The sequence below is a fragment of the Lichenibacterium dinghuense genome (assembly GCF_021730615.1).
GTDB lineage: Bacteria > Pseudomonadota > Alphaproteobacteria > Rhizobiales > Beijerinckiaceae > Lichenihabitans > Lichenihabitans dinghuensis.
Genome location: NZ_JAJLMN010000001.1, coordinates 1274241 through 1295000, shown reverse-complemented (window position 1 = coordinate 1295000; position 20760 = coordinate 1274241). Strand labels below are relative to the sequence as shown.

20 protein-coding genes (1 of these 20 cut by a window edge) are annotated in these 20760 nt (G+C 73.7%); 13 read left to right on the top strand and 7 right to left on the bottom strand.

The features are described from left to right. Both L7N97_RS06155 and L7N97_RS06150 read right to left on the bottom strand, forming a co-directional pair. Positions 1–357, bottom strand: partial view of a Gfo/Idh/MocA family protein gene (locus L7N97_RS06155; protein ID WP_237477461.1) — the 5' portion only. Its footprint begins 801 nt before the window's first position; only the first 357 of its 1158 coding nucleotides appear in the window; it begins with the start codon at positions 355–357; the stop codon falls past the left edge of the window. Positions 358–646: 289 nt separating this feature from the next. Continuing rightward, positions 647–1681 carry a radical SAM protein gene (locus tag L7N97_RS06150; protein WP_237477460.1) on the bottom strand — a complete coding sequence of 345 codons (1035 nt, stop codon included), beginning with the start codon at positions 1679–1681 and terminating at the stop codon, positions 647–649. Positions 1682–1736: 55 nt separating this feature from the next. On the opposite strand from L7N97_RS06150, the gene L7N97_RS06145 reads away from it, so the two are divergent. The 10 genes from L7N97_RS06145 to L7N97_RS06100 all read left to right on the top strand — a co-directional run bounded on the left by L7N97_RS06145 (position 1737) and on the right by L7N97_RS06100 (position 11562). After that, positions 1737–2567, top strand: a complete 831-nt coding sequence (locus L7N97_RS06145; protein WP_237477459.1) for a class I SAM-dependent methyltransferase — start codon at positions 1737–1739, stop codon at positions 2565–2567. 64 nt (positions 2568–2631) lie between these two features. After that, entirely contained in the window at positions 2632–3348 is a 717-nt protein-coding gene (locus tag L7N97_RS06140) for a TIGR04282 family arsenosugar biosynthesis glycosyltransferase (RefSeq protein ID WP_237477458.1), read from the top strand. Continuing rightward, positions 3345–4682, top strand: coding sequence for an MptA/MptB family glycosyltransferase (locus L7N97_RS06135; RefSeq protein WP_237477457.1), 1338 nt, complete (start codon positions 3345–3347; stop codon positions 4680–4682). Before L7N97_RS06140 ends, L7N97_RS06135 begins: the two co-directional genes overlap by 4 nt. Then, on the top strand, positions 4669–5784 hold the full coding sequence (locus tag L7N97_RS06130) for a radical SAM/SPASM domain-containing protein (protein WP_237477456.1): 1116 nt from the start codon (positions 4669–4671) through the stop codon (positions 5782–5784). Before L7N97_RS06135 ends, L7N97_RS06130 begins: the two co-directional genes overlap by 14 nt. 4 nt (positions 5785–5788) lie before the next feature. Then, complete coding sequence (locus tag L7N97_RS06125) at positions 5789–6547, top strand: glycosyltransferase (protein WP_237477455.1); 759 nt, start codon at positions 5789–5791, stop codon at positions 6545–6547. Positions 6548–6695: 148 nt separating this feature from the next. Beyond that, positions 6696–7739, top strand: coding sequence for a selenide, water dikinase SelD (gene selD, locus L7N97_RS06120; protein WP_237477454.1), 1044 nt, complete (start codon positions 6696–6698; stop codon positions 7737–7739). Between the two features lie 21 nt (positions 7740–7760). Beyond that, positions 7761–8645: a putative selenate ABC transporter substrate-binding protein gene (locus tag L7N97_RS06115; protein WP_237477453.1), complete on the top strand. Its 885-nt coding sequence runs from the start codon at positions 7761–7763 to the stop codon at positions 8643–8645. Between the two features lie 7 nt (positions 8646–8652). After that, positions 8653–9333, top strand: a complete 681-nt coding sequence (locus L7N97_RS06110; protein WP_237477452.1) for an ATP-binding cassette domain-containing protein — start codon at positions 8653–8655, stop codon at positions 9331–9333. Between the two features lie 3 nt (positions 9334–9336). Continuing rightward, on the top strand, positions 9337–10890 hold the full coding sequence (locus L7N97_RS06105) for a PhnE/PtxC family ABC transporter permease (protein ID WP_237477451.1): 1554 nt from the start codon (positions 9337–9339) through the stop codon (positions 10888–10890). Between the two features lie 9 nt (positions 10891–10899). After that, positions 10900–11562 carry a TQO small subunit DoxD gene (locus L7N97_RS06100; RefSeq protein ID WP_237477450.1) on the top strand — a complete coding sequence of 221 codons (663 nt, stop codon included), beginning with the start codon at positions 10900–10902 and terminating at the stop codon, positions 11560–11562. Between the two features lie 387 nt (positions 11563–11949). Here the strand turns inward: L7N97_RS06100 and L7N97_RS06095 are convergent, their stop codons facing one another. The 3 genes from L7N97_RS06095 to L7N97_RS06085 all read right to left on the bottom strand — a co-directional run bounded on the left by L7N97_RS06095 (position 11950) and on the right by L7N97_RS06085 (position 14999). Beyond that, positions 11950–13161, bottom strand: a complete 1212-nt coding sequence (locus tag L7N97_RS06095) for a cysteine desulfurase-like protein (RefSeq protein WP_342398953.1) — start codon at positions 13159–13161, stop codon at positions 11950–11952. Positions 13162–13484: 323 nt separating this feature from the next. Then, positions 13485–14156: an amino acid ABC transporter permease gene (locus tag L7N97_RS06090; RefSeq protein ID WP_237477448.1), complete on the bottom strand. Its 672-nt coding sequence runs from the start codon at positions 14154–14156 to the stop codon at positions 13485–13487. Between the two features lie 27 nt (positions 14157–14183). After that, on the bottom strand, positions 14184–14999 hold the full coding sequence (locus L7N97_RS06085) for a transporter substrate-binding domain-containing protein (RefSeq protein ID WP_237477447.1): 816 nt from the start codon (positions 14997–14999) through the stop codon (positions 14184–14186). A gap of 203 nt (positions 15000–15202) precedes the next feature. On the opposite strand from L7N97_RS06085, the gene L7N97_RS06080 reads away from it, so the two are divergent. After that, positions 15203–15910 carry a FadR/GntR family transcriptional regulator gene (locus tag L7N97_RS06080; protein WP_237477446.1) on the top strand — a complete coding sequence of 236 codons (708 nt, stop codon included), beginning with the start codon at positions 15203–15205 and terminating at the stop codon, positions 15908–15910. A gap of 380 nt (positions 15911–16290) precedes the next feature. Here the strand turns inward: L7N97_RS06080 and L7N97_RS06075 are convergent, their stop codons facing one another. Continuing rightward, on the bottom strand, positions 16291–17124 hold the full coding sequence (locus L7N97_RS06075; RefSeq protein ID WP_237477445.1) for a GNAT family N-acetyltransferase: 834 nt from the start codon (positions 17122–17124) through the stop codon (positions 16291–16293). On the opposite strand from L7N97_RS06075, the gene L7N97_RS06070 reads away from it, so the two are divergent. Further along, positions 17123–18415 carry an NAD(P)/FAD-dependent oxidoreductase gene (locus tag L7N97_RS06070; RefSeq protein WP_255721621.1) on the top strand — a complete coding sequence of 431 codons (1293 nt, stop codon included), beginning with the start codon at positions 17123–17125 and terminating at the stop codon, positions 18413–18415. The two genes, L7N97_RS06075 and L7N97_RS06070, sit on opposite strands and share 2 nt — an antisense overlap. Before the next feature lie 52 nt (positions 18416–18467). Here the strand turns inward: L7N97_RS06070 and L7N97_RS06065 are convergent, their stop codons facing one another. Continuing rightward, positions 18468–19844 carry an aminotransferase class III-fold pyridoxal phosphate-dependent enzyme gene (locus L7N97_RS06065; RefSeq protein ID WP_237477443.1) on the bottom strand — a complete coding sequence of 459 codons (1377 nt, stop codon included), beginning with the start codon at positions 19842–19844 and terminating at the stop codon, positions 18468–18470. Between the two features lie 243 nt (positions 19845–20087). On the opposite strand from L7N97_RS06065, the gene L7N97_RS06060 reads away from it, so the two are divergent. Further along, positions 20088–20759 carry a haloacid dehalogenase type II gene (locus L7N97_RS06060; RefSeq protein WP_237477442.1) on the top strand — a complete coding sequence of 224 codons (672 nt, stop codon included), beginning with the start codon at positions 20088–20090 and terminating at the stop codon, positions 20757–20759. The last annotated feature ends 1 nt before the right edge of the window (position 20760 follow it).

Genomic DNA, 20760 nt, shown 5'->3' with positions numbered 1-20760 from the left:
TTCCCCCAAAGTGGCGGTCATCGGCTTGTCGCAGATGACGTGGATGCCGGCGTCGAGGAAGGCGTGGGCCGCGGCCGCGTGGAGGTGGTTCGGCGTGACGATGCTGACCGCCTCGATCCCGTCGGGGCGGGCGGCCTCCTCGCGCGCCATGCCGGCGAAATCGGGGTAGGAGCGGGCGAGGCCGAGCGCCTCGGCCGAGCGGGCCGATCGCTCGGGCGTGGACGACAGCGCGCCCGCCACGATCTCGTAGCGGTCGTCGAGCCGGGCCGCGATGCGGTGCACGGCGCCGATGAAGGCGCCCTCGCCCCCGCCCACCATGCCGAGCCGGATGCGCCGGCCGTCGTGCCTGCCTGTCATGGTCACGTCTCGCTTCCGTTTCCGGTCGGCCGAGGCCCGGCAGGCGCCGGCCGCGCGCGCCGTCCTCCGGGTGCTTCGGGCAGCGTCCCCGCTCCGGCACCGCCCAGGAAGCATAGCCGTGCCGGGCCAGCCGGGAGAAGACGTCGCCGAAGTCGACCTGCCCCTCGCCGAGCGAGCGGAAGCGCGCGCGGCCGCCGAGCCGGCGACCTCGTCGCGGCGGGTCTGCGTTTCCGCGGCCCGCGCGAGGTCGAACGGAAGGCCAGACGACCGCCGGGCCGGCGCCGTGCCCTCAGCGCGCGGTGACGATCGTCGTGCAGGCGCTCTCCATCTTGGCGAGGTCGCGGGCGGGCGCCATGCGGACCGCCAGGCGCCGGTCCTCGCCGCGCATCACGGGGCAGTAGGGGTCGGGCTCGGCCGGCCGCTCCAGCAGGCGCCGCCGGCCCGCGCAGCCGCCCCCGCAGGTGTCCCGGTGCGCGCAGGGGAGGCAGGCCTCCGGCACGCCGCGGGCCGCCGCGAAGGGCGCGGTGTCGACCACCGCGGGGCCCGCTTCCAGCAGCTCGGCCAGCGGCGCGCCCCCGCCGGGCCAGTAGACGCAGGGCTGGACGGTGCCCCGCGGCGTCACCCGCACGGTCGAGGAGCCGCATCCGCCCCGCCGCGGCGGCAGGCCCGCCATGGCCCGCACCAGGGGCTCGCCGATGGCGATCACGTCCGTGCGCTCGAACAGCGCCTCGAAGCCGCGCCAGTATTCCTCGTAGGTCAGCGCGAAGGCGTCGGTCCGCACCGCCTGGTAGACGTTGATGCGCAGCGGCGCGTCGAAGCGCTTCGCCACCGCGGCGATCTCGTCCAGTCGGTCCACGTTGGTGCGCATCATGACGGCGATGATCGTCACCCCGACGCCGAGCCGCCGGCAGCGCGCCGCCTGGTCCATCACGAGGTCCCAGTTGCCGGGGCCGCGCTGCGCGTCCTGCTCCTCGCGGGTCGGGTAGTCGAGGGAGAACTCGACCTCGGCGAAGGAGCGCACGTCCTCGTCCGCGAGCACGCGGATCGAGTGCCCGTTCGACGTGATGGTGAGCTTGACGGGCTTCGTGCGGAAGTAGGCCAGCATGCGCCGGAAGTCCGGATGCATGCCGTTCTCGCCCGTGCCGAGGTTGACCGACCGGATCGGCAGCCGCTCCATCACGGCCTCGACCTGGTCCAGCGTCAGACGGTCGGTGCGGCTGGGGTCGCGGTAGCAGAACGAGCAGGCGAGGTTGCACTCGTTGGTGAGGCCCAGGCCGAGGCTGAAGCTCGCCGGCGGGGCCGTCACGGGTGTATGGATCGTCATGGGGGCGCCTGCCGTCCGGGGCGCCCCGCCGGGGCAGCGATCTGGAACTCTTCTAGTGACACGCGACGAAACGCGCCAGCCCGATCAGGATCCCGCGCTCTGGGACCGCCACGTGGCGGGCTACGAGGCCGTGTTCGAGCCGCTCACGGACGCCTTCGCGGCGCGGGCGCTCGATGCCCTCGGGCCTCTGGAGGGCGCCCGCCTGCTCGACGTCTGCGCCGGCGCGGGCGGGGCCGCGCTGCTCGCGGCGGCGCGGGGCGCCGAGGTCCGGGCGGTCGACGGCTCGCCCCGCATGGCGGCGCGGATCCGCGAGCGCGCGGGCGGCCGCCGGATCACGGCCGAGGTGGCCGATGCCGCGGCACTCGACCTCCCGCCGGACCGCTACGATGCGGCGCTGTCCTGCTTCGGCATCGTGCTGCTGCCAGACCCCGTCCCGGCGCTGCGGGCGATCCGCCGCGCGCTGGTGCCGGGCGGCGGCGTCGCGGTCGTGACCTGGACTGAACCGCGGGCCTACGAGCTCGCCTCGCGCATCGGCGCCGCGGTGGCGGCGGTGCGGCCGCCCGTGCCGGGTCCGCCGTCGTCCGGGTCGCTGCCGGCGCAGCTCCGTTACGCGGAGCCGGCTGCGCTGTCGGCCCTGATGGCGGAGGGCGGCTTCCCCGGCGCCGCGATCCTGCGCCTCGAGGCCAGGCTCGAGGCGGCCTCGGCCCGGGAGCTGGCGCGCGACCTCGCCTTCGCGCCGGGGCTCGACGCGCTGATGGCCGGGCTCGGAGCCGACCGGCCGGCCGTCGAGGCGGAGTTCGCGCGGGCCCTGGAGGCCGACCAGGGGCTCGGCCGCGTGTCGCTCGGCGCCGTGGCGCATGTGGCGGTCGCGCGGCGGACCGCGTGACCGGCGAAACCTCTCCGCCGCGGGAACGTAACGGGTCTGTCGAGCTCAACCGGAGACGCGCCGCTTGCCCGAAGCCACGGCCGCCATCGCGATCATCTGCAAGGCGCCGATCCCCGGCCGCTCGAAGACGCGGCTGATCCCGCGCCTCGGCGCCGAGCGGGCCGCGGACCTGTCCCGCGCCTTCCTCGCGGACCTCGCCGCCACGGTGGAGCGCGTGGGCGCGCGGGTCGGGGCGCGGGGCTACGCGGTCTGCTCGCCGGCCGAGGCCGCGGAAGCGCTGGCGCCCATCCTGCCCGCCTCCTTCGGTTTCGCGATCCACACCGATCCCGTGCTCGGGCGCGTGCTCGACGCCGCGGCGGCAGACCTCCTCGGCCGCGGCCATGAGAGCGCGATCCTGGTCAACGGCGACAGCCCGACCCTGCCCGAAGCCACCCTGGAGGTCGCCGTCGAGGCGCTCCGCCGGCCGGGGGACCGCGCCGTCTTCGGCCCGGCGCTCGACGGCGGCTACACGCTGGTGGGCCTCAAGCGCCGCGAGCCGCGCCTCTTCGCCGACATCAGCTGGAGCACCCCCGCCGTGATGGCGCAGTCCCGCGCCGCCGCGGCCGCGGCCGGGCTCGCGGTCGAGGAGGTCGCGCCCTGGTACGACGTCGACGACGCGGAAAGCCTCGGTTGGCTCCTCGGCGAGTTCGCGGGCCGCCCCCCGGCCGGCCTCGCGGCGCGAGGCGCCCCGGCGCCCGCCACCCGCGCCGTGCTGCGGGCGGCCGGGATCCTGCCCGCGTGACCGCCGCTGCGCTTCCCCGGCCCGTCGCGCGCTCCCGCCAGGCCTCCCCGGTGCTCGCCGCGGTGCTGGCTCTGGTCGCGCTCTGCACCTGGGGGACGGCGGAAGGCCGGGCGCACAGCGACCTCCTGTTCTATGGCTGCGCCTTCGCGCAGGGCGGGCTCGCGCTCGCCGCCGCCGCGCTGGCGCTGCGCAGCCGGGCCCGCATGGCCCTGCCGGGCGTCGTAGCGGTCGCGGTCGCGCTGAGGCTCGCCCTGCTGCCGACGGTGCCGACCCTGTCGGGCGACGTGTACCGCTACATCTGGGACGGGCGGGTCGTCGCGGCCGGCTTCGACCCCTATACCCACGTGCCCGCCGACCCGGCGCTCCTGGCCCTGCGCGACCCCGCCCAGTACGGGCTGATCGACAAGCGCGATTACGCCGTGACGATCTACCCGCCGGTCGCCGAGGCCCTGTTCGCCCTGGTGACGCGGGTCTCGTCGAGCGTGCTCGCCATGAAGGGCGCGATGGTGCTGCTGGAGGGCGTGGCCGTGCTGGCCATGGCGCGCCTGCTCGCCCGCCTCGGGCGGCCGCGGGAATGGCTCGCCCTCTACCTGCTCCACCCGGCGCCGCTGTGGGAGATCGCCGGCAACGGCCACGCGGATGCCGCGGTGCTGGCGGCCGTGTTCGGCGCCTTCGCCTGGGGTGGCGGGACGGCGCGGCCCACTGCGGCGGCGGCCGCCATGACGCTCGGCGCCCTCGTCAAGCCTACGGCGGCGCTCGGCCTGCCGGCTCTCTGGCGGCCCTGGCGCGTGCTCCTGCCGCTCGCCGTGCTCGGCCTCGCGGCGCTCTGCTACCTCCCCTTCGCGCTGTCGGCCGGGACGGGCGTCGTCGGCTTCCTGCCGAACTACGCGCGCGAGCAGGGCCTCGACACGGGCGGCGGCGTCCTGCCGCTGGCGCTGCTCGCCGCCGCGGGGCTGGCGCGCCCCTGGATGGCCGGCGCCTACGCGTCCCTCGCCGCCGCGGCGCTGCTCGGTCTCGCTCTCTGGACGCGGCGGCGCGGCGACCCGTCGCTGCGCGCGGCGCTCGGCGGCACGGCGCTGCTGGCCGTGGCGTTCCTGTGCCTTCTGACGCCGACCTTCCCGTGGTACTTCCTCGTCGCCGCGCCCTTCACGGCGCTGCTCGGCCTGTGGAGCCCCTTCGTCCTGACCACGGGCGGCTTTTTGCTCTACAGCTTCCACGGGGACGCGCCGGGCTTCCTCGCCCGGTGGTCCCTCCTCATGGGACTCGCGCTCCTCGCGGCGGCGCGCGACGTCTGGACCCGGCGCCGCGGGGAGATGCGCCATGACGCTGGATGAGGCCCGGGCCGGCGACGCGACGGCGGCCGTGGCGGACCAAGCGGCGCCGGTGTCGCCTGCCGTCGATCCCCGCCGCTACCACGAGGCCGCCGACCCGCAGCGCTCGCCTGTGGCGGTGCGGCCGCCCGTCTGCCTCTACCTGGAGGTGACCAACCGCTGCAACCTGCTCTGCACCACCTGCCCGCGCACCTACGTCGAGCTGGAGCCGCCGGCCGACCTGTCGTGGGACCTGTTCACCCGCATCGTCGACCAGATCCCGGATCTCAAGCGTGCGGTTCTGCACGGCGTCGGCGAGCCGATGCTGGTGAAGGATCTGCCGAAGATGGTGCGCCACCTGAAGGACCGCGGCACTTACGTGCTGTTCAACACCAACGGTACGGTGCTGAACGAGCGCAACGGCCGCGCCCTGGTGGACGCCGGCCTCGACGAGCTGCGCGTGTCGCTCGACGCCTCGACGCGGGAAAGCTACCTCGCGGTGCGCGGCGTCGACTATTTCGAGCGCATCCTGAAGAACGTCGCCCGCTTCCGCGCCATGCAGGAGCGCGAGGGCTTCGCCAAGCCGCGCGTCTCGGCCTGGCTCACGGGCCTCAAGGAGACCGTCGCCGAGTTGCCGGCCTTCGTGCGCCTCGCCGCCGACATCGGCGTGCGCGAGGTCTACCTCCAGCGCCTCGTCTTCTTCGAGGAAGGGGCGGTCGGCCTCGCGCGGCCCGACCAGGCGCTGTTCGAGAGCCTCGCGGCCGGGGAAGCCGAGCACATCGCCGAGGCCGAGCGCGTGGCGTCCCGGCTCGGCCTCGTCTTCTCGGCCTCGGGGGCCGCCTCCGAGCCGGGCCTGAGCCTCGAGCGCAAGGCGGACAGCAATCCGTGGTCGCTGTGCGGGCGGCCCTGGACCGTGATGTATTTCACCGCCAACGGCCGGGCGCTGCCCTGCTGCATCGCGCCCTTCGCCCAGGCCGGCTACGAGAACTACACGCTCGGCGACGCCACGCAGGAAACGCTGCGCGAGATCTGGAACGGCGCCCGCTACCGCGACTTCCGGGCCGCGCTCCAGTCCGACCGGCCGCCGACCGCCTGCGCGAACTGCGGCCTGCGCTGGAGCCTGTAGGGCCTTGCGGGCCGGGGGCGCCGAGGGCGTGGTGTCGATCGTCGTGCCCTGCCTCGACGAGGAGGCGGCGATCGGCGGCGTGGTGTCGGCGCTGCTCGCGGCGGGGCTCGACGAGGTGATCGTGGTCGACGGCGGCTCGCGCGACGCCACCGCGGCGCGGGCGGAGGCGGCCGGCGCGCGCGTCGTGGTCGAGCGGCGCCGCGGCTACGGCCGGGCCTGCGCGGCTGGCGCCGCGGCCACGCGGGCCGACGCAGCCGTGATCGCCTTCGTGGACGGCGACGGCTCGGACCGGGTGGAGCTGGCGGGCGAGGTGGTCGGCCCCGTGCTGGGCGGCCGAGCGGATCTCGTGCTCGGCTCGCGCCTCCGTGGCCCGCGCGAGCCGGGCAGCCTCGGCGCGCCGCAGGTCGCGGCGGGGCGCATCGCCGGCCTCATGCTGCGCGCGCTCTACGGCGTGCGCTCGACCGACATGGGGCCGTTCCGCGCGATCCGCAGGCCCGCTTTCGACGCGCTCGGCATGGCCGAGACGAGCTTCGGCTGGAACGTCGAGATGCAGATGCGCGCGGCGGCGCGCGGCCTGCGCGTTTTGGAGGTGCCGGTCGGCTGCCGGCGCCGGGTCGGCGGCGTGTCCAAGGTGTCGGGCCGGCTCGGGCCGACGCTGCGCGCTTCCGCGGTGCTGGTGCGAACGGTGCTGCGCCTCGCCGTGACGCTGCGGCGCGCGGAGCCCGTCCCCGCACCGCGGCGCGACGGGTCGGAGGCGGCGTGACGTCCCCCGCGCGGACCGCGCCCGCGGCGGGGTGGCGGGCAGCTATCGCCGGACGCCGCGGCGGCGTAACCTCGGCGGCGGCCCGCGCGATTCAACCCCAACAGCGGCCGGCGAGCGCGACGGCGGCCCTGCGGAGCGAGACCCACCCATGAACGCACCCTTCCGCCTGACCAGCCTGGCCCACGGCGGCGGCTGCGGCTGCAAGCTGGCGCCCGCCGTGTTGAAGGGGATCCTGGCCAAGATGCCGGAGGCCGGGCCCTTCGCCAACATGATGGTCGGCCACGAGACGGGCGACGACGCGGCCGTCTACCGCCTCAACGACGCGCAGGCGCTGATCGCCACCACCGACTTCTTCAACCCCATCGTGGACGACCCGCGCGATTTCGGCCGCATCGCGGCCACCAACGCCCTGTCGGACGTCTACGCCATGGGCGGCAGCCCCATCTTCGCGCTGGCGCTGGTCGGCATGCCGGTCGACAAGCTGCCCGTCGAGACCATCGGGGAGATCCTGGCGGGCGGCGCCTCGGTCTGCGCCGACGTCGGCATCCCGGTGGCGGGCGGCCATTCCATCGACGCGCCCGAGCCGATCTACGGCCTCGTGGCCCTCGGCCTCGTCCATCCGGACCGCGTGCTGCGCAACGTCGGGGCGAAGGCGGGCGACAGGCTGGTGCTCACCAAGGGCCTCGGCGTCGGCGTGCTGGGCGCGGCGCTCAAGCGCGGCACGCTCGGCGCCGCCGGCTACGACGCCATGGTGGCCTCCACGACGCAGGTCAACGTGCTCGGCGCCGACATGCCGGCCATCCCCGGCGTCCACGCCATGACGGACGTGACCGGCTTCGGCCTGCTCGGTCACGCGCTGGAGATGGTGCGGGGCTCGGGCCTGTCGCTCGACGTCGATTTCGCCGCACTGCCGCTGCTCGACGGCGTCGCGGCCCTCGTGGCGGAGGGCGTGAAGACCGGCGCCTCGGGGCGCAACTGGGCGGGCTTCGGCGACGAGGTCCGGCTCGGCGGCGCGCTGCCGGCCTGGAGCCGCGATCTCCTGTGCGACCCGCAGACCTCGGGCGGCCTGCTCGTCGCCGTGTCGCCGGACGACCTCGACGCCGTGATGGGCCGCGCCCGCGAGCGGGGCTTCGGCCGCGCCGCGGTGGTGGGCACCTTCGCCGCTGGCGACGGCACCGTGTCGGTCGCCTGAACGCCCGCCCGGAGGATCGCCATGAAGCTCGCCGCCCTCGCCATCGCCATCGCCGCCGCGCTCGCCCCCGCCGCCCTGCAGGCGCCCGCCGCCCTGGCGGCCGAGAAGCCCACCTTCGTCTTCACCGCCATCCCGGACCAGGACGAGACCCGCCTCGCCGAGCGCTTCGGCAAGGTCGCGAGCTACCTTCAGGAGAAGCTCGGCGTGCCGGTGCGCTACGTGCCGGTGAAGAGCTATCCGGCCGCGGTGACGAGCTTCGTCAACGGCGAGGTCCAGCTCGCCTGGTTCGGCGGCGTCACCGGCGTGCAGGCCCGCGCCAAGGTGCCGGGCAGCCGCGCCATCGCGCAGGGCGCGGAGGACACGGCGTTCCGGAGCCTCATGATCGCGAACGGCGACACGGGCCTCAAGGAGGCGCCGGAGATCCAGAAGGCGATCGCGGGCCGCACCTTCACGTTCGGCGCCCGCACCTCGACCTCCGGCCGCGTCATGCCGGAATACTACATCCGCGGAGCCTTCGACGGGAAGGAGCCGGGGCAGATCTTCTCCCGGGTCGGCTTCTCGGGCGACCATTCGCGCACGATCCAGCTCGTGCAGTCGGGCGCCTACGACCTCGGCGTCGTCGATTATTCGGTGTGGGACCTCGACCGGAAGGCCGGCAAGGTCGACGAGTCCAAGGTGTCGGTGATCTGGCGCTCGCCGCCCTTCCCCGACTACCAGTGGACGGTGCGGGGCGACGTCGACGGAACCTACGGGGCCGGCTTCACGCGGAAGCTCCAGGACACGCTGGTGGGCATCACGGACCCCGCCATCCTGGCCCCCTTCGGCCGCTCGAAGTTCGTGCCGGCCGACGATGCCGAATACGCCCCCGTCGAGGCCGTCGCCAAGGCGGCCGGGCTCCTGGACTGAGCGGCCGGTGGGCGGGGCATGCCCCGCGGCGGGGGCCGCGATCCGCGTCACGGAGGCGGCCGTCGGCTACGCGGGCCGCACCGTGCTGCGCGATCTCGACTTCGCGGTGCACGAGGGTGAGCGCGTGGCGCTGCTCGGGCGCTCCGGCGCCGGCAAGTCGACCCTGCTCAACCTCGTCTACGCCCGCGCCGGGGGCCGCGCCGCGCTGGTGCCGCAGGGGGCCGCGCTGGTGCGCAGCCTCAGCGTCTTCCACAACGTCTACATGGGCCGGCTCGACCGCCACTCGGCCCTGTTCAACCTGCGCACCCTGATCCGCCCGCGGCGGCGCGAGGTCGAGGAGGTGCGCGCCGTGCTGGCCGAGGTGGGGCTGGAGCCGGAGATGTTCCGGCGGGCGGGTGAGCTGTCGGGCGGCCAGGGGCAGCGCGTGTCGGTGGCCCGCGCGCTCTACGACGGGCGCCCCGTGGCGGTGGGGGACGAGCCGGTGTCGGCGCTCGACCCCCGGCAGGGCGCCGCCGTGCTGGACCGCCTCGCGGCGCGCCACGGCACGCTGGTGCTGGCGCTACACGACGTGCGGCTCGCCCTCGGCATCGCCACCCGGATCGTCGCGCTCGACGGCGGCCGCATCGCGCTCGACGCGCCGGCGGCGGACCTCGGGCCCGCCGACCTCGCGCGCTTCTACGCGGGCTGAGCCGTGACGGACGCCCCGCTCCGCCAGCCCCTCGCCCCCTTCCGGCCCGGCTTCGTCAACACGAGCCTCGCCTTCCTGCTGCTCGGGGTGGTCGCGCTCCGCTTCGGCGACCTCGCCGTCACGGCCTCGCACCCGTTCGCCGAGCTGTCGCGCCTGTTCAGGGGCCTGCTCACCCCGGACGTGCTCGCGGTGAATGGGCGGGCGCTGGCCGACACCGTGGCCTTCGCGCTGCTCGGCGTCGGCGCCGGGGGCGCGTCCGGGCTCGCGCTCGCACTGGCGTTCCCGAGGTCCTTCGCGGTGCGGGTGCTCTGCGCGCTGCTGCGCTCCGTGCACGAGCTGTTCTGGGCCCTGCTCCTGATGCAGGTGCTGGGGCTCGGGCCGCTCACCGGCGTGCTCGCCATCGCGCTGCCCTACGCCGGCATCTTCGCCAAGGTCTACGCCGAGATGATCGATGAGGCGGACCTGTCGGCCCTCCGCGTGCTGCCCGTCGGCACGGGCACCGCCTCCGCCTTCCTCTACGCTCGCCTGCCCGACCTCCTGGAGCAGTTCGGCCATTACGCCATGTACCGGCTCGAATGCGGGCTGCGCTCGACCCTGGTGCTGGGCTTCATCGGGCTGCCGACGATCGGCTTCGAGCTCGACGCCTACTTCAAGGCGGGGGAGTTCAGCCAGGCGTCCGCCCTGCTGTTCTGCTTCTACGCCCTCGTGGCGACGCGGCGGCTGTGGGCGCGGCCGCGGGCCGTCCCCGTCCTGGTGGTCGCCGCGGTCGTGGTGCTGCCGGCCGGCCTGCCCGGCGGCCACGCGCTGGCGAATCTCGCCCGCTTCCTCGGCCACGACGCCGTGCCGGCCCCCCTCCGGGGCGCCGACCTCGCCTCGGCGGCGCCCTGGGCCGCCTTCGCGCGCTGGCTCGGCGACATCCTCCTCCATCAGGCGCTGCCGGGCGCGCTGCGCACGCTGGTGCTGTCGCAGATGGCCCTCTGCGCCACCGCCCTCCTGTCGCTCGTGCTGTTCCCGCTCGTGTGCCGGCGGTTCGCCGGCCCCTGGGGGCGGCCGCTCGGCCGGGCGCTCCTCGTGGTGGCGCGCTCGACCCCGGACTACATGCTGGCCTACGTGCTGCTGCAGACGCTCGGCCCCTCCATGCTGCCCGCCGTGATCGCGCTCACGCTGCACAACGGCGCCGTCATCGGCTACCTGATGGGCCGGCAGGCCGACGCGCTCGCCTACCGGCCCGACGCGCCGGCGCGCGGCTCCGACCTCTATCTCTACGAGACGCTGCCGCGGCTCTACGGCCAGTTCCTGGCCTACGCGCTGTACCGCTGGGAGATCATCCTGCGGGAGAGCGCCATCTTCGGCATCCTCGGGGTCGCGACGCTCGGCTTCTACGTCGACGGCGCCATCTCGGAACTGCGCCTCGATGCGGCGCTCGTGCTGATCGCCGCCACCGCGCTCCTGTCCCTGTCCGTCGACGCCGTCTCGCGGTGGCTCCGGCGCGCCCTGCGGGTCGGCGACCTCCCGGTCCGCCTCCAGCAGGGCTGCCGGCCCGCCGCAGATCCTTGAGGCCAATCCATGTCGAACCCCTTTGAGGACGCTCTTGCGTTCCTGTCCGCCAACACGGGCGACTTCCTCGCCCTCGGGCTCTGGCGCTTCGCCCTGCTGGCGCTCTTCTACGCGCTGCTCGCGGCGAGCCTGTTCGTCGCCGTGCTGAACCTCGCCGACGACCCGGAGCAGCGCCGCGGCTCGACGCTGTGGTGGTTCTTCGTGCGGGTGATGATCGGCTGCATGTGGTTCCAGGGCACGCTGTGGAAGCTGCCCTTCGGCCTCCACAACGGCCTCCACTACTGGACCGAGCAGATGGTGGGGCGGGCCTCCTTCGCGGTCCAGGCGGATCTCGTGAAGGACGTGGTGCTGCCGCACTTCCTCCTGTTCAACCCGCTGGTCTACTTCGCCGAGCTGTTCTTCGCGGCGGCGCTGATGCTGGGCGTCGTCGTGCGCCTGTCCGGCACGCTGGCGGCGCTGTTCACCGTCAACCTGTGGCTCGGCATCTACAACCAGCGGCCGGGCGACCCGTCGGAGTGGCCCTGGAGCTACGTCTTCCTGATCTTCGCCTGCGGGTCCCTCGCCGTGCTGCCGGCCGGCCGCGCGCTCGGGGTCGACGCCTGGCTGCGGCGCGAGGTCTACGCCGTGCGCGAGCGCCTGGGCTGGGGGGCGTTGATCGGACCGCTCACGTGAGGGCGTCCGGCGGGCCGTCGATCCTGCGCGCGAAGGGCGCCGCGGCCCCGTGGCCCGATCCCGAGCGCGGCCCTGACCTTCGGGCCTCGTGCCGCTTCGAGCCGCCGCCCGATTCCCTCGACGTTCAGCACGGTCGGCGGATCCTGGGTGTAGCGCGCCGGGACGGGGCGCCGCGACGGGTCCGGCCGGTCGAGCGTGGCGTTGAACAGGAATCTCAGGCCCGACACCACATCGTCGATGGCGGGCGGCTTCACCCCGCTGTCGGCCTGATGGTGCCGGAGCGGAAGCCGTCCGCCATGGCGATGCCCTCGCCCTGGTGCTGATCGACGTGGACGTGGCCGTCGATGCCGCCGAGCGGCCCCGACGGATCGGTCAGGACAGGCCTCCTCAGCGCAGCGCTTCGTCGAGGGCGGCGGCGAGCCGGTCAACCTCGCCGAGCGTGTTGTAGTGAACCATCGACACGCGCACGACGCCGCCGTCCCCCGCGAGGCCCAGCCGCTCGACGAGGCGGCGGGAATGGAAGTCGCCGTACCGGATGCCGAGCCCGTGCCGGTCGACGGCGGCCACCACCGCGGCGCTGTCGCACCCTTCCGCCTTGAAGGAGATCGTCGGCACGCGCTCCGGCCCGGCGGTGCGCCGGCCGATCACGCGAACATCGTTGCGCGAGCCGAGGTAGTCGAGCAGCCGCGCCCCGACGAGCGTCTCCTGCTCGGCGATGTCGGCGAAGGCGCGCTCCACCGCGGCGCGGTCGCCCGTGCCGCCGCCGAGTTCGTCGAGATAGTCGACGATGCCGGCCGAGCCCCAGGCGAGCTCGTAGTTGGTGTTGCCGGGCTCCAGCTTCTGCGGCACCTTCTCGCGGCCGTAGAAGTAATGGTAAAGGCCGTCGAGTTCGAGCAGCTTGTCGTATTTGCCGTAGAGCACGGCGAAGTGGGGCCCGTAGGTCTTGTAGAAGCTGAACACGTAGTAGTCGACGTCGAGCGCACGAACGTCGACGGCGCGGTGGGGCGCGTAGGCGACCGCGTCGACCGAGATCTCGGCGCCGCGGGCGTGGACGCGGCGGGCGATCTCGGCGATCGGGTTCACGGTGCCGAGGATGTTGGAGCAATGCGTCACGGCGACGAGCCGCGTGCGCTCGCTCATCAGCGCGTCGAGCTCGTCGAGCGACACCTCGAAGGTGCTCTCGTCGAGCCCCCAGGTGCGGACCACGATCCCGCGCTCCTCCAGGGCCCGCCACGGGCCGATGTTGGACTCGTGGTCGAAGTCGGTGACCACGACCTCGTCGCCGGGGCGGAGCCGGCCCGCCATGGCGCGGGCCAGGAACTGGAACATCACGGTGGTGGAGGGGCCGAGCACGACCTCCTCCGGTCGCTCGGCGTTGACGAGCCGGGCGATGCGCGTCCGCGCCTCGGTCAGGCGCTCCACCGCGCGGCGCGACTGCGGGTAGGAGGCGCCCGTCTGAACGCTGGTGGTGAGCAGGTAGTCGCGCACACGGTCGGCGACGCGCTCCAGCACCAGCGAGCCGCCGGCGTTGTCGAGGTAGCCGAAGCCGTCGGCGAGGGCCGGGAACTGGCGGCGGACGTGGTCGATGTCGAGCGTCATGGTCTTTCGGTTCCGTTCGGGGGGGCGGCCGGCGACGAGGATCGCCGCCGGAAGGCGGTGTTCGATCGTGTCGCCGCCCTTGCCGCGCTCGAAGGCGAGCATCAGCATGTCGCCGCCCGCGTCGAGCGCCACCATGGGGGCGTGCCATTGGCCGTGCCCGTAGCGGATGACGTCGCCGCGCCCGCCCAGGAAGGCGCGCGTCCCGGCCTGGTCGGGCAGGCCGTCCGGGCCGGTCGGCGCCAGCACGGCGCCGAAGGGCGCGAAGGCGGCGGCGTCGAGCGGCTCGGGTCGCAGGAGCAAACGGTGGGATCCCTCATCGGCGGTCATCGGGCGCGGCGCCGGAGGCGCGCCTCGTAGAACCCGACGAAGCGCACGCAGGGCAGCAGCAGCGCGACGTAGATCGCCGCGGCGCCGATCAGCGGGGTCGGATTGGCGGCCAGCGCCTGGGCCTGGGTGGCCTGCTTGAGCAGGTCCGGCATGGCGACGACCGAGGCCAGCGCCGTGTCCTTGAACACGTTGATGGCGTTGGAGGTGAGCGGCGGCACCACGAGCCGGACCGCCTGGGGCAGCACGATGCGCCACATCCAGAGCGGCGGCGGCATGCCGAGCGCGCGGGCGGCCTCGACCTGGCCGGGCGGCACCGCCTCGATGCCGGCGCGCAGGATCTCGGCCGAATAGGCGGCCGACACGAGACTGAGCGCGGCGGTGGCCGAAGCGAAGGGCGACAGGCGCAGCCCGATGAAGGGCAGCGCGTAGTAGATGACGATCAGCAGCACCAGCACCGGGATGGCGCGGAACACGTCGATGTAGGCGACCGCCGCGAAGCGCGCAGGCGACGCGCCGTAGAGCCGGAGCAGCACCAGCGGCAGGCCTCCCGCGAAGCCGAGCGCGACCGCGGCGGCGCCGAGGCCCAGCGTCACCCAGAGCCCGGTGAGCAACAAGGGCAGCGCGTCGCGGAACACGCCCCAGTTCAGGAAGGTGTCGACGAGCGACACGGCCGCGCGCGGCCTTCACGCCCCGCCTCAGGGCTTCGGGATCTCCGCCTTCACCACGGTGCTGGTGGTGGCGTCCGGAGCGACGCCGAACCACTTCTCGTGCAGCTTGGCGATGAAGCCCTCGGACTTCAGCGTCGTCAGGACGGCGTCCACCTTGCCGACGAGCGGGCTGTCCTTGGCGAACATCACCGAGTAGCGCTCGCCCGTGGGGATGCGCTCGACGACCTTGTAGGCCGGCTTGTCCTTCACGTAATACTGCAGCGCCGGGATGTCGCTGACGTAGCCGTCGATGCGGCCCGCCGCGAGGTCCAGCATGGCGGGCGCCAGCCCCTCGTAGCGCCGGATCTCGGCGAACTTGTCCTCGGCCTGGTGCTGCGTCGCGTAGATGTCGCCGGTCGATCCCGTGTCGACGCCCACCACCTTGCCGGCCATGCCCTTGAGGTCCGCGATGCCGGACTTGGCCATCACGCTCAGCGACTGGTCGCTGTCGTAGTAGGGCTGCGCGAAGGACACGCTCGCGAGGCGCTTCGGCGTGATCGTGATGGACGACACGGCGGCATCGATCTGGCCGGACTGAACGGCCGCGAACAGGCCCGTGAAGGGGATGTTGACGAAGGTGACCTCGTCGCCGAGGCGCTTCGCCACCTCCTTCATGAGGTCGATTTCGAAGCCGACCGTTTCGCCGTGCGCGTCCTGGAACTCCCAGGGCAGGTTGCCGATGTTGGCGCCGACCTTCAGGGTGTCGGCGGCCTGCGCACCGTGCAGGCCGAGACCTGCCGCTCCGAGGGCGAGAGCGGCGACGAGAGCGAGACGGCGCGTGACGGGACCGGGGACGAGGCGCATCGGCGTTCTCCGAACAGCAGGCCTGCCGCGCCCATCGCGCGATATTGGCCTGACCGGTTTGACCGTCGTCAGACTGCATGGGATCGTCGCCGGCGACAAGGCGTCGTTGGCTCGAGCGATGGAGAGATGATGGGCGGGGACGCGGAAATATTCGGCTCAACGCCCGCCGCGGGGGCATCTCGGTTCCGCGGCGCCCCCGCTCCATGAACTGGTCGCCCCTGGCCGAACCCGCGCCGGGCGACCGGGTGCCGGTGTCGCGCGGCGTCGCGGAGCGCCTGCAGGCCTTGATCCTGCAGGGCGGCCTCGCGGCCGGCGACAGGCTGCCGTCGCAGAGGGATCTGGCGGCGCGGCTCGGCGTCAGCCGCCCGAGCCTGCGCGAGGCCATGGCGGCGCTCGAGACGATGGGGCTGGTGGTGGTCCGGGTCGGCAGCGGCGTCTACGTCGCTTCGCCCGACCTCCGCGCCCCGCCGTGGCGCTTCGCGGACCGCTGCAGCCCGCGCGACGTCTACGAGGCGCGCCTGGGCCTGGAAGGCTACGCGGCGCGCCTCGCCGCGGCGCGGATGACTGCCGGCGGATCGGCGCGCCTGCAGGCGCCCATCGAAGCCATGGCGGCGGCCCTGGCGCGGGGCGACGTGCCCGCCATGGCGGAGGCGGACGTGCTCTTCCACGACCTCGTGGTGGAGCTGGCCGGCAACCCGGTCCTGGCCGGGATGATCGGGCCGATGCGCGACATGGTGGTCGAGAGCCAGCGCCTGCCGATGGCGCGGGCCGACCGGCTCGCGGAAACGCTGGCCGAGCACCGCGCCATCGCGGCCTGCCTGAGGACGGGCGATGCGGCTGCCAGTGAGGAGGCCATGACGTGCCACATCAGGGCGGCGGCCGACCGCTACGGCATAGCTCTCCTCGAGTGACGGGCCGAGAGGCCCAGTCGTGCCGCCGAACCGATCGGATCGGGCGGATGGGCGACGCGATGTTCCGCGGGATCCTGCGTCTGTCGGTGCAGGCCGAGACGCCCCGCCTGTTTCATGCGACGTCGTCCGGCTCCGCATCGACACAGACCCGGAACCGTGTCCGCCATCCGGCGCCGCGCCATGCACCTCGTGCGCGCCGCCTATGACGAAGGCAGCCTCGCGGTCGGCCGCGAGAACAGCAGATCTCGCCGGGCTCACAGCCGAACCAACGATGTGGAGCCGGGGCGGATCCCCCCGATCCGGTGCGCCGTCCATCGGATCGACCGCGCCCGGCCCGCCGGATCGACCGACGTGACCCGGCGACGGTGGGAGCCGTGCGCCTATCCCAACGCTTGAGAGGCCAGCCCGAAGACCTGCGGCCCTCGAGGAGGCCGCGGTTCTCCGCCCCGGAGCATGGTTCTCACCTCGCCGACCCGGCTCAGCCCCGCGCCGTTCAGCCAGTCCGAAATGATGCGAGCATCGTCCGGGATATCGGCGCGGAGAAAGCCGCCTATCCGCACCGCGGCGGCCGACAGCAGCGCCAGAGCGTCCTCTCCGTCCGTCGCGACCAGCGGGCCGAGGATCTTCCCGCGCCCGAAATCCCTCACCAGCAGATAACCCGTGATGCCGCCCGGACGCTCCGACACCCAGCCCTGCGAAAGGGGAAGCAGGGTTGCCAGGGTCGCGGTGCGGTCCCCCCCGAAGGCGCGCAGGTCGAGGGCCAGGACGGACGCACGGTCGGCCTCCGTCAGGGGGCGCACGTCGGCCGTCGTCGCGACCGCGAGCGCGGAGTCGGCGATGACGCCCTGGTGCTGGTGGATGCCTCCGATCTCCTCGAAGCCGAAGCTGCGGTAGAGGCGGAGCCCCTCGACCGTGGCGTTGAGCTGGATGCGGCGCTCGCCCGCCGCCTCCACGGCAGCCGCCATGAGCCGGCGTCCAATGCCGGATTTCTGCTGGGTCGGCGACACGATCACCATGCCGAGCGTGGCGAAGTCCGCGCCCTGCGGCCACCACATCGCGGCGCCTTGCAGGGCGTCGCGCGCGTCCACGGCCGCGAAGCCTCGGCCGAGGCCGAACATCAGGCGCCAGTCCTCGACGCGGTGAGGCCAGGCGACCGCGCGGGACAGGCCGTGCGCGGCCTCGAGATCTCCGGCCGTCAAGGGCCGCAGCTCCATGGTTTCGCTTCCGGACATCCCGACGACCCCAGCATCACTTTCGTACATCCCTCCAATACAGTATGAGCATCGAAGCGCTCAACGAGCATATTTCGCGGAGCGGCTGCGGCACTTGCAATTTCATCCAAGATCGGCGGCCCGCGGGGCGAGTAGGTTCGTCGGCCGGATGATCGACGCTGGAGGGCGAAGGAACGTGGCCAGGATCGTGATCGTCGGCGGCGGCATCGTCGGCCTGTCGACGGCCCGCGCCGCGCTGAAGCGCGGCCATGCCGTGACGCTGCTGGAACGGGGCGCGCTGCCCAACCGCCAGGGGGCGTCCTACGACCAGCACCGGATGATCCGCATGCATTATGGCGCCCACGAGGGCTACATGCGCATGGTGGGCCAGGCCTTCGAGGCCTGGGAGCGGGTGTGGGACGACCTCGGCGCCCGGCACTTCGCCGACGTCGGGGGCCTCGCCGTGTCGCTCGCGCCCGGCGACTACACCGACGTCACGCGCGACGCCTTCGAGCGCGCCGGCGTCGCCCACGAGGTGCTCGACGCCGCGGCGGTCGAGCGCCTGTGCCCGCACCTCACCGTGCCGGAGCGGGCCTGGGGCCTCGTCGCCCATCCCGGGGGAGCCCTCTACGCCGACCGCATCGTCGACGGGCTGATCGCCCACCTCGGGGCGCAGGGGGCCGACCTCCGGCCGGAGACGCCGGCCGTCGCGGTCGACGCCGCCGCGGGGCGGGTCACCCTCGCGTCCGGCGAGACGGTCGAGGGCGACCTCGTCGTGGTGGCGGCCGGGGCCTGGCTGCCGGAACTGCTCCCCGGCGAGTTCGGCCAGCAGCCGACCTGGCGGCAGGCGCTCTGCTACGTCGAGCCGCCGGAGCGCTACCGCGCGCGCTGGTCCACCGCGCCGGCCATCGTCGTCATCGGCGATTGCGGCATCTACACGCTGCCGTCGTCCGACGGCACGGGGCTCAAGTTCGGCAACGGCCCGCACCGGCGCGAGGCCCGGCCGTCCGAGGGCTTCGGCGCCGACCTCGCCGAGGCGGACAGCATCATCGCGGCCTTCTCGCCCTACCTGCGCGACTCCGGGGAGTACCGCCCGCTGCGCATGCAGGTCGGCTATTACGCCATGGACCCGAGCCGCCGCTTCCGTTTCACGAGGGACGGGCGGCGCGTCGTGGTGACCAACTGCGACGGCCAGATGTTCAAGTTCGGCCCGCTGATCGGCGAGGAGTTGGTGGCGAGCTTCGAGGGGCAGCGCAGCTTCGACGATCTCGCCCGCTGGGCCGCGGGGCACTGAGGAGGCGGGGCGGCCCGCGCGGCCGCCCCGATCCGGAGCGCCAGCCGGCCCGTCAGCGGAGCGCGGCCCGCACGGCGGGGTCGGCCAGCACGGCGTCGAGGGTCGAGCCCAGCCGCTCCACGATGAGATCCACGTCCGCCTCCGTGCAGCACAGGGGCGGCGCGAAGCCGATCATGTCGTCCGCGAAGGCGCGGAAGATGAGCCGGTTCTCGAGGCCCGCCGCGGCGAGCTTGCCCGCGACGCCGAGGGCCCGGTCGGGCTTGGTCCTGCGCGCCTTGTCGGTGACGAGTTCGAGGCCCTGCAGCATGCCGCGCCCCCGCGTCTCGCCGACGAGGGGGTGGTCCGCGAAGCCGGCCAGGCGTTCGGCGAAGTAGGCGCCGACGCGCCGGCCCTGCGCGAGCAGGCCGCCCTCGTAGAGGTCCAGGACCGCGAGGCCGACGGCGGCGCTGACCGGGTGGGCCGAGTAGGTGAGGCCGTGCCCGATCGTGGCACCCTCGGGCGAGCCGTCGCGGATCGTGCGGTAGACCTCGTCCGACATCAGCACCGCGCCCATCGGCACGTAGCCGGACGTCAGACCCTTGGCGATCGTCATCATGTCGGGGACGATCGCCTCGTCCTCGCAGGCGAAGAGCGGGCCGGTGCGGCCGAAGCCGGTGATCACCTCGTCGGCGATGAACAGGATGCCGAGGTCGCGGCAGGCCTGCCGCATCGCCGGCAGCCAGCCCCTCGGCGGGACGATGATGCCGCCCGAGCCCGTGATCGGCTCGACGAAGAAGGCCGCCACCTTGTCGGCGCCGACCTCCTCCACCTTGGCGCGCAGCTCGGCCAGCGAGGCCGCGATGATGGCCTCGGGGTCCGTGCCGACCGGGTTGCGGTACGGGTAGGGGTTCGAGATGTGGTGCTGCCAGGGGAGCGGCAGGTCGGAGTCGCGGTGGAAGGCGGGCAGGCCCGTGACGCCGGCGCCCGTCGTCGACGAGCCGTGGTAGCCGCGCTGGAGCGCGATCACGTGGCGCCGCTCGGGCGTGCCCTTCGCGTGCATGTAGAAGCGCACGAAGCGCAGCGCGCTGTCGATCGCGTCGGAGCCGCCGAGGGTGAAGAAGACGTGGTCGAGGTCGCCGGGCGCGAGCGCCGCGAGCCGCGCCGCGAGGCGGATCGACGGCTCGGCCGCGTAGCCGAAATAGCCCGTCGCGTAGGGCAGGCGCATCATCTGCTCGGTCGCGGCCTCGACGACGCTGCGCTGGCCGTAGCCGACGTTGACGCACCACAGGCCCGCGAAGCCGTCGAGCAGGGTGCGACCCCCGGCGTCGGTGACGTAGGCCCCTTCGCCGGCCGTCAGCACGTGCGGCCCGCGCGCCTCGTGGTCGCGCCACGACATCACCGGGTGGATCAGGTGGGCGCGGTCGAGTTCCGCGAGGTCGTTGGCGAGCATGGGGGAGTCCGATCTGTTCGGTGCGCCCCCGAGTATCGAGCCGGGCCGCAGAAGATGCTGCGGATGTGGCCGGGGCGGCCGGCACGTTTTGCCGAAGGCGCCGCCCCGATCGGCGCGGTCCCCCACCGGAGCCGGGCGCGCGGCCCCGCGACGGCGATAGTAGGATTGTTGACAATCTGAGCCGGAGGCGTTTCCTTCCCGCGGACAGGCCGTCGAAGGCCTCCAGTCCCCGGATGGCAGCCCATGACCTCCAGCTTCAGGCCGAAATACATCTCGTTCGACTGCTACGGCACGCTGACGCGGTTCCGCATGGGCGAGATGGCGCAGGAGCTCTGCGGCGACCGCGTCCCCGCCGACCGCATGCCGGCCTTCGTCAAGGACTTCTCGGCCTACCGCCTCGACGAGATCCTCGGGGCCTGGAAGCCCTACGCCGAGGTGATCGGCAACGCGCTGCGCCGCACCTGCGCGCTCCACGGCGTGCCCCATCGCGAGGACGACGGCCGGGCCATCTACGAGGCCGTGCCGACCTGGGGTCCCCACGCCGACGTCCCGGCCGGCCTGTCGAAGGTCGCGGACCGGATCCCGCTGGTGATCCTGTCCAACGCGTCGAACGCGCAGATCCACAGCAACGTCGGGAAGCTCGGTGCGCCCTTCCACCGCGTCTACACGGCCGAGCAGGCGCAGGCCTACAAGCCGCGGTTCCAGGCCTTCGAATACATGCTGGACCAGCTCGGGGCGAAGCCGGAGGAGATGATGCACGTCTCGTCGAGCTTCCGCTACGACCAGATGTCGGCCTTCGACCTCCACTTCGGCGCCCGCGTCTGGGTGGCGCGCGGCCACGAGCCCCGCAACCCCGCCTATTTCACCCACGAGATCCCGGACATCGGCGGCCTCGCGGCCTGCGTCGGGCTTTGAG

Bases quoted from the DNA above. Each gene is read 5' to 3' on its own strand.
- L7N97_RS06150 (WP_237477460.1), bottom strand. From the start codon at position 1,681: ATGACGATCCATACACCCGTGACGGCCCCGCCGGCGAGCTTCAGCCTC.
- L7N97_RS06130 (WP_237477456.1), top strand. From the start codon at position 4,669: ATGACGCTGGATGAGGCCCGGGCCGGCGACGCGACGGCGGCCGTGGCG.
- selD (WP_237477454.1), top strand. From the start codon at position 6,696: ATGAACGCACCCTTCCGCCTGACCAGCCTGGCCCACGGCGGCGGCTGC.
- L7N97_RS06115 (WP_237477453.1), top strand. From the start codon at position 7,761: ATGAAGCTCGCCGCCCTCGCCATCGCCATCGCCGCCGCGCTCGCCCCC.
- L7N97_RS06100 (WP_237477450.1), top strand. From the start codon at position 10,900: ATGTCGAACCCCTTTGAGGACGCTCTTGCGTTCCTGTCCGCCAACACG.
- L7N97_RS06095 (WP_342398953.1), bottom strand. From the start codon at position 13,161: ATGACGCTCGACATCGACCACGTCCGCCGCCAGTTCCCGGCCCTCGCC.
- L7N97_RS06085 (WP_237477447.1), bottom strand. From the start codon at position 14,999: ATGCGCCTCGTCCCCGGTCCCGTCACGCGCCGTCTCGCTCTCGTCGCC.
- L7N97_RS06080 (WP_237477446.1), top strand. From the start codon at position 15,203: ATGAACTGGTCGCCCCTGGCCGAACCCGCGCCGGGCGACCGGGTGCCG.
- L7N97_RS06070 (WP_255721621.1), top strand. From the start codon at position 17,123: ATGGTTTCGCTTCCGGACATCCCGACGACCCCAGCATCACTTTCGTAC.
- L7N97_RS06075 (WP_237477445.1), bottom strand. From the start codon at position 17,124: ATGGAGCTGCGGCCCTTGACGGCCGGAGATCTCGAGGCCGCGCACGGC.
- L7N97_RS06065 (WP_237477443.1), bottom strand. From the start codon at position 19,844: ATGCTCGCCAACGACCTCGCGGAACTCGACCGCGCCCACCTGATCCAC.
- L7N97_RS06060 (WP_237477442.1), top strand. From the start codon at position 20,088: ATGACCTCCAGCTTCAGGCCGAAATACATCTCGTTCGACTGCTACGGC.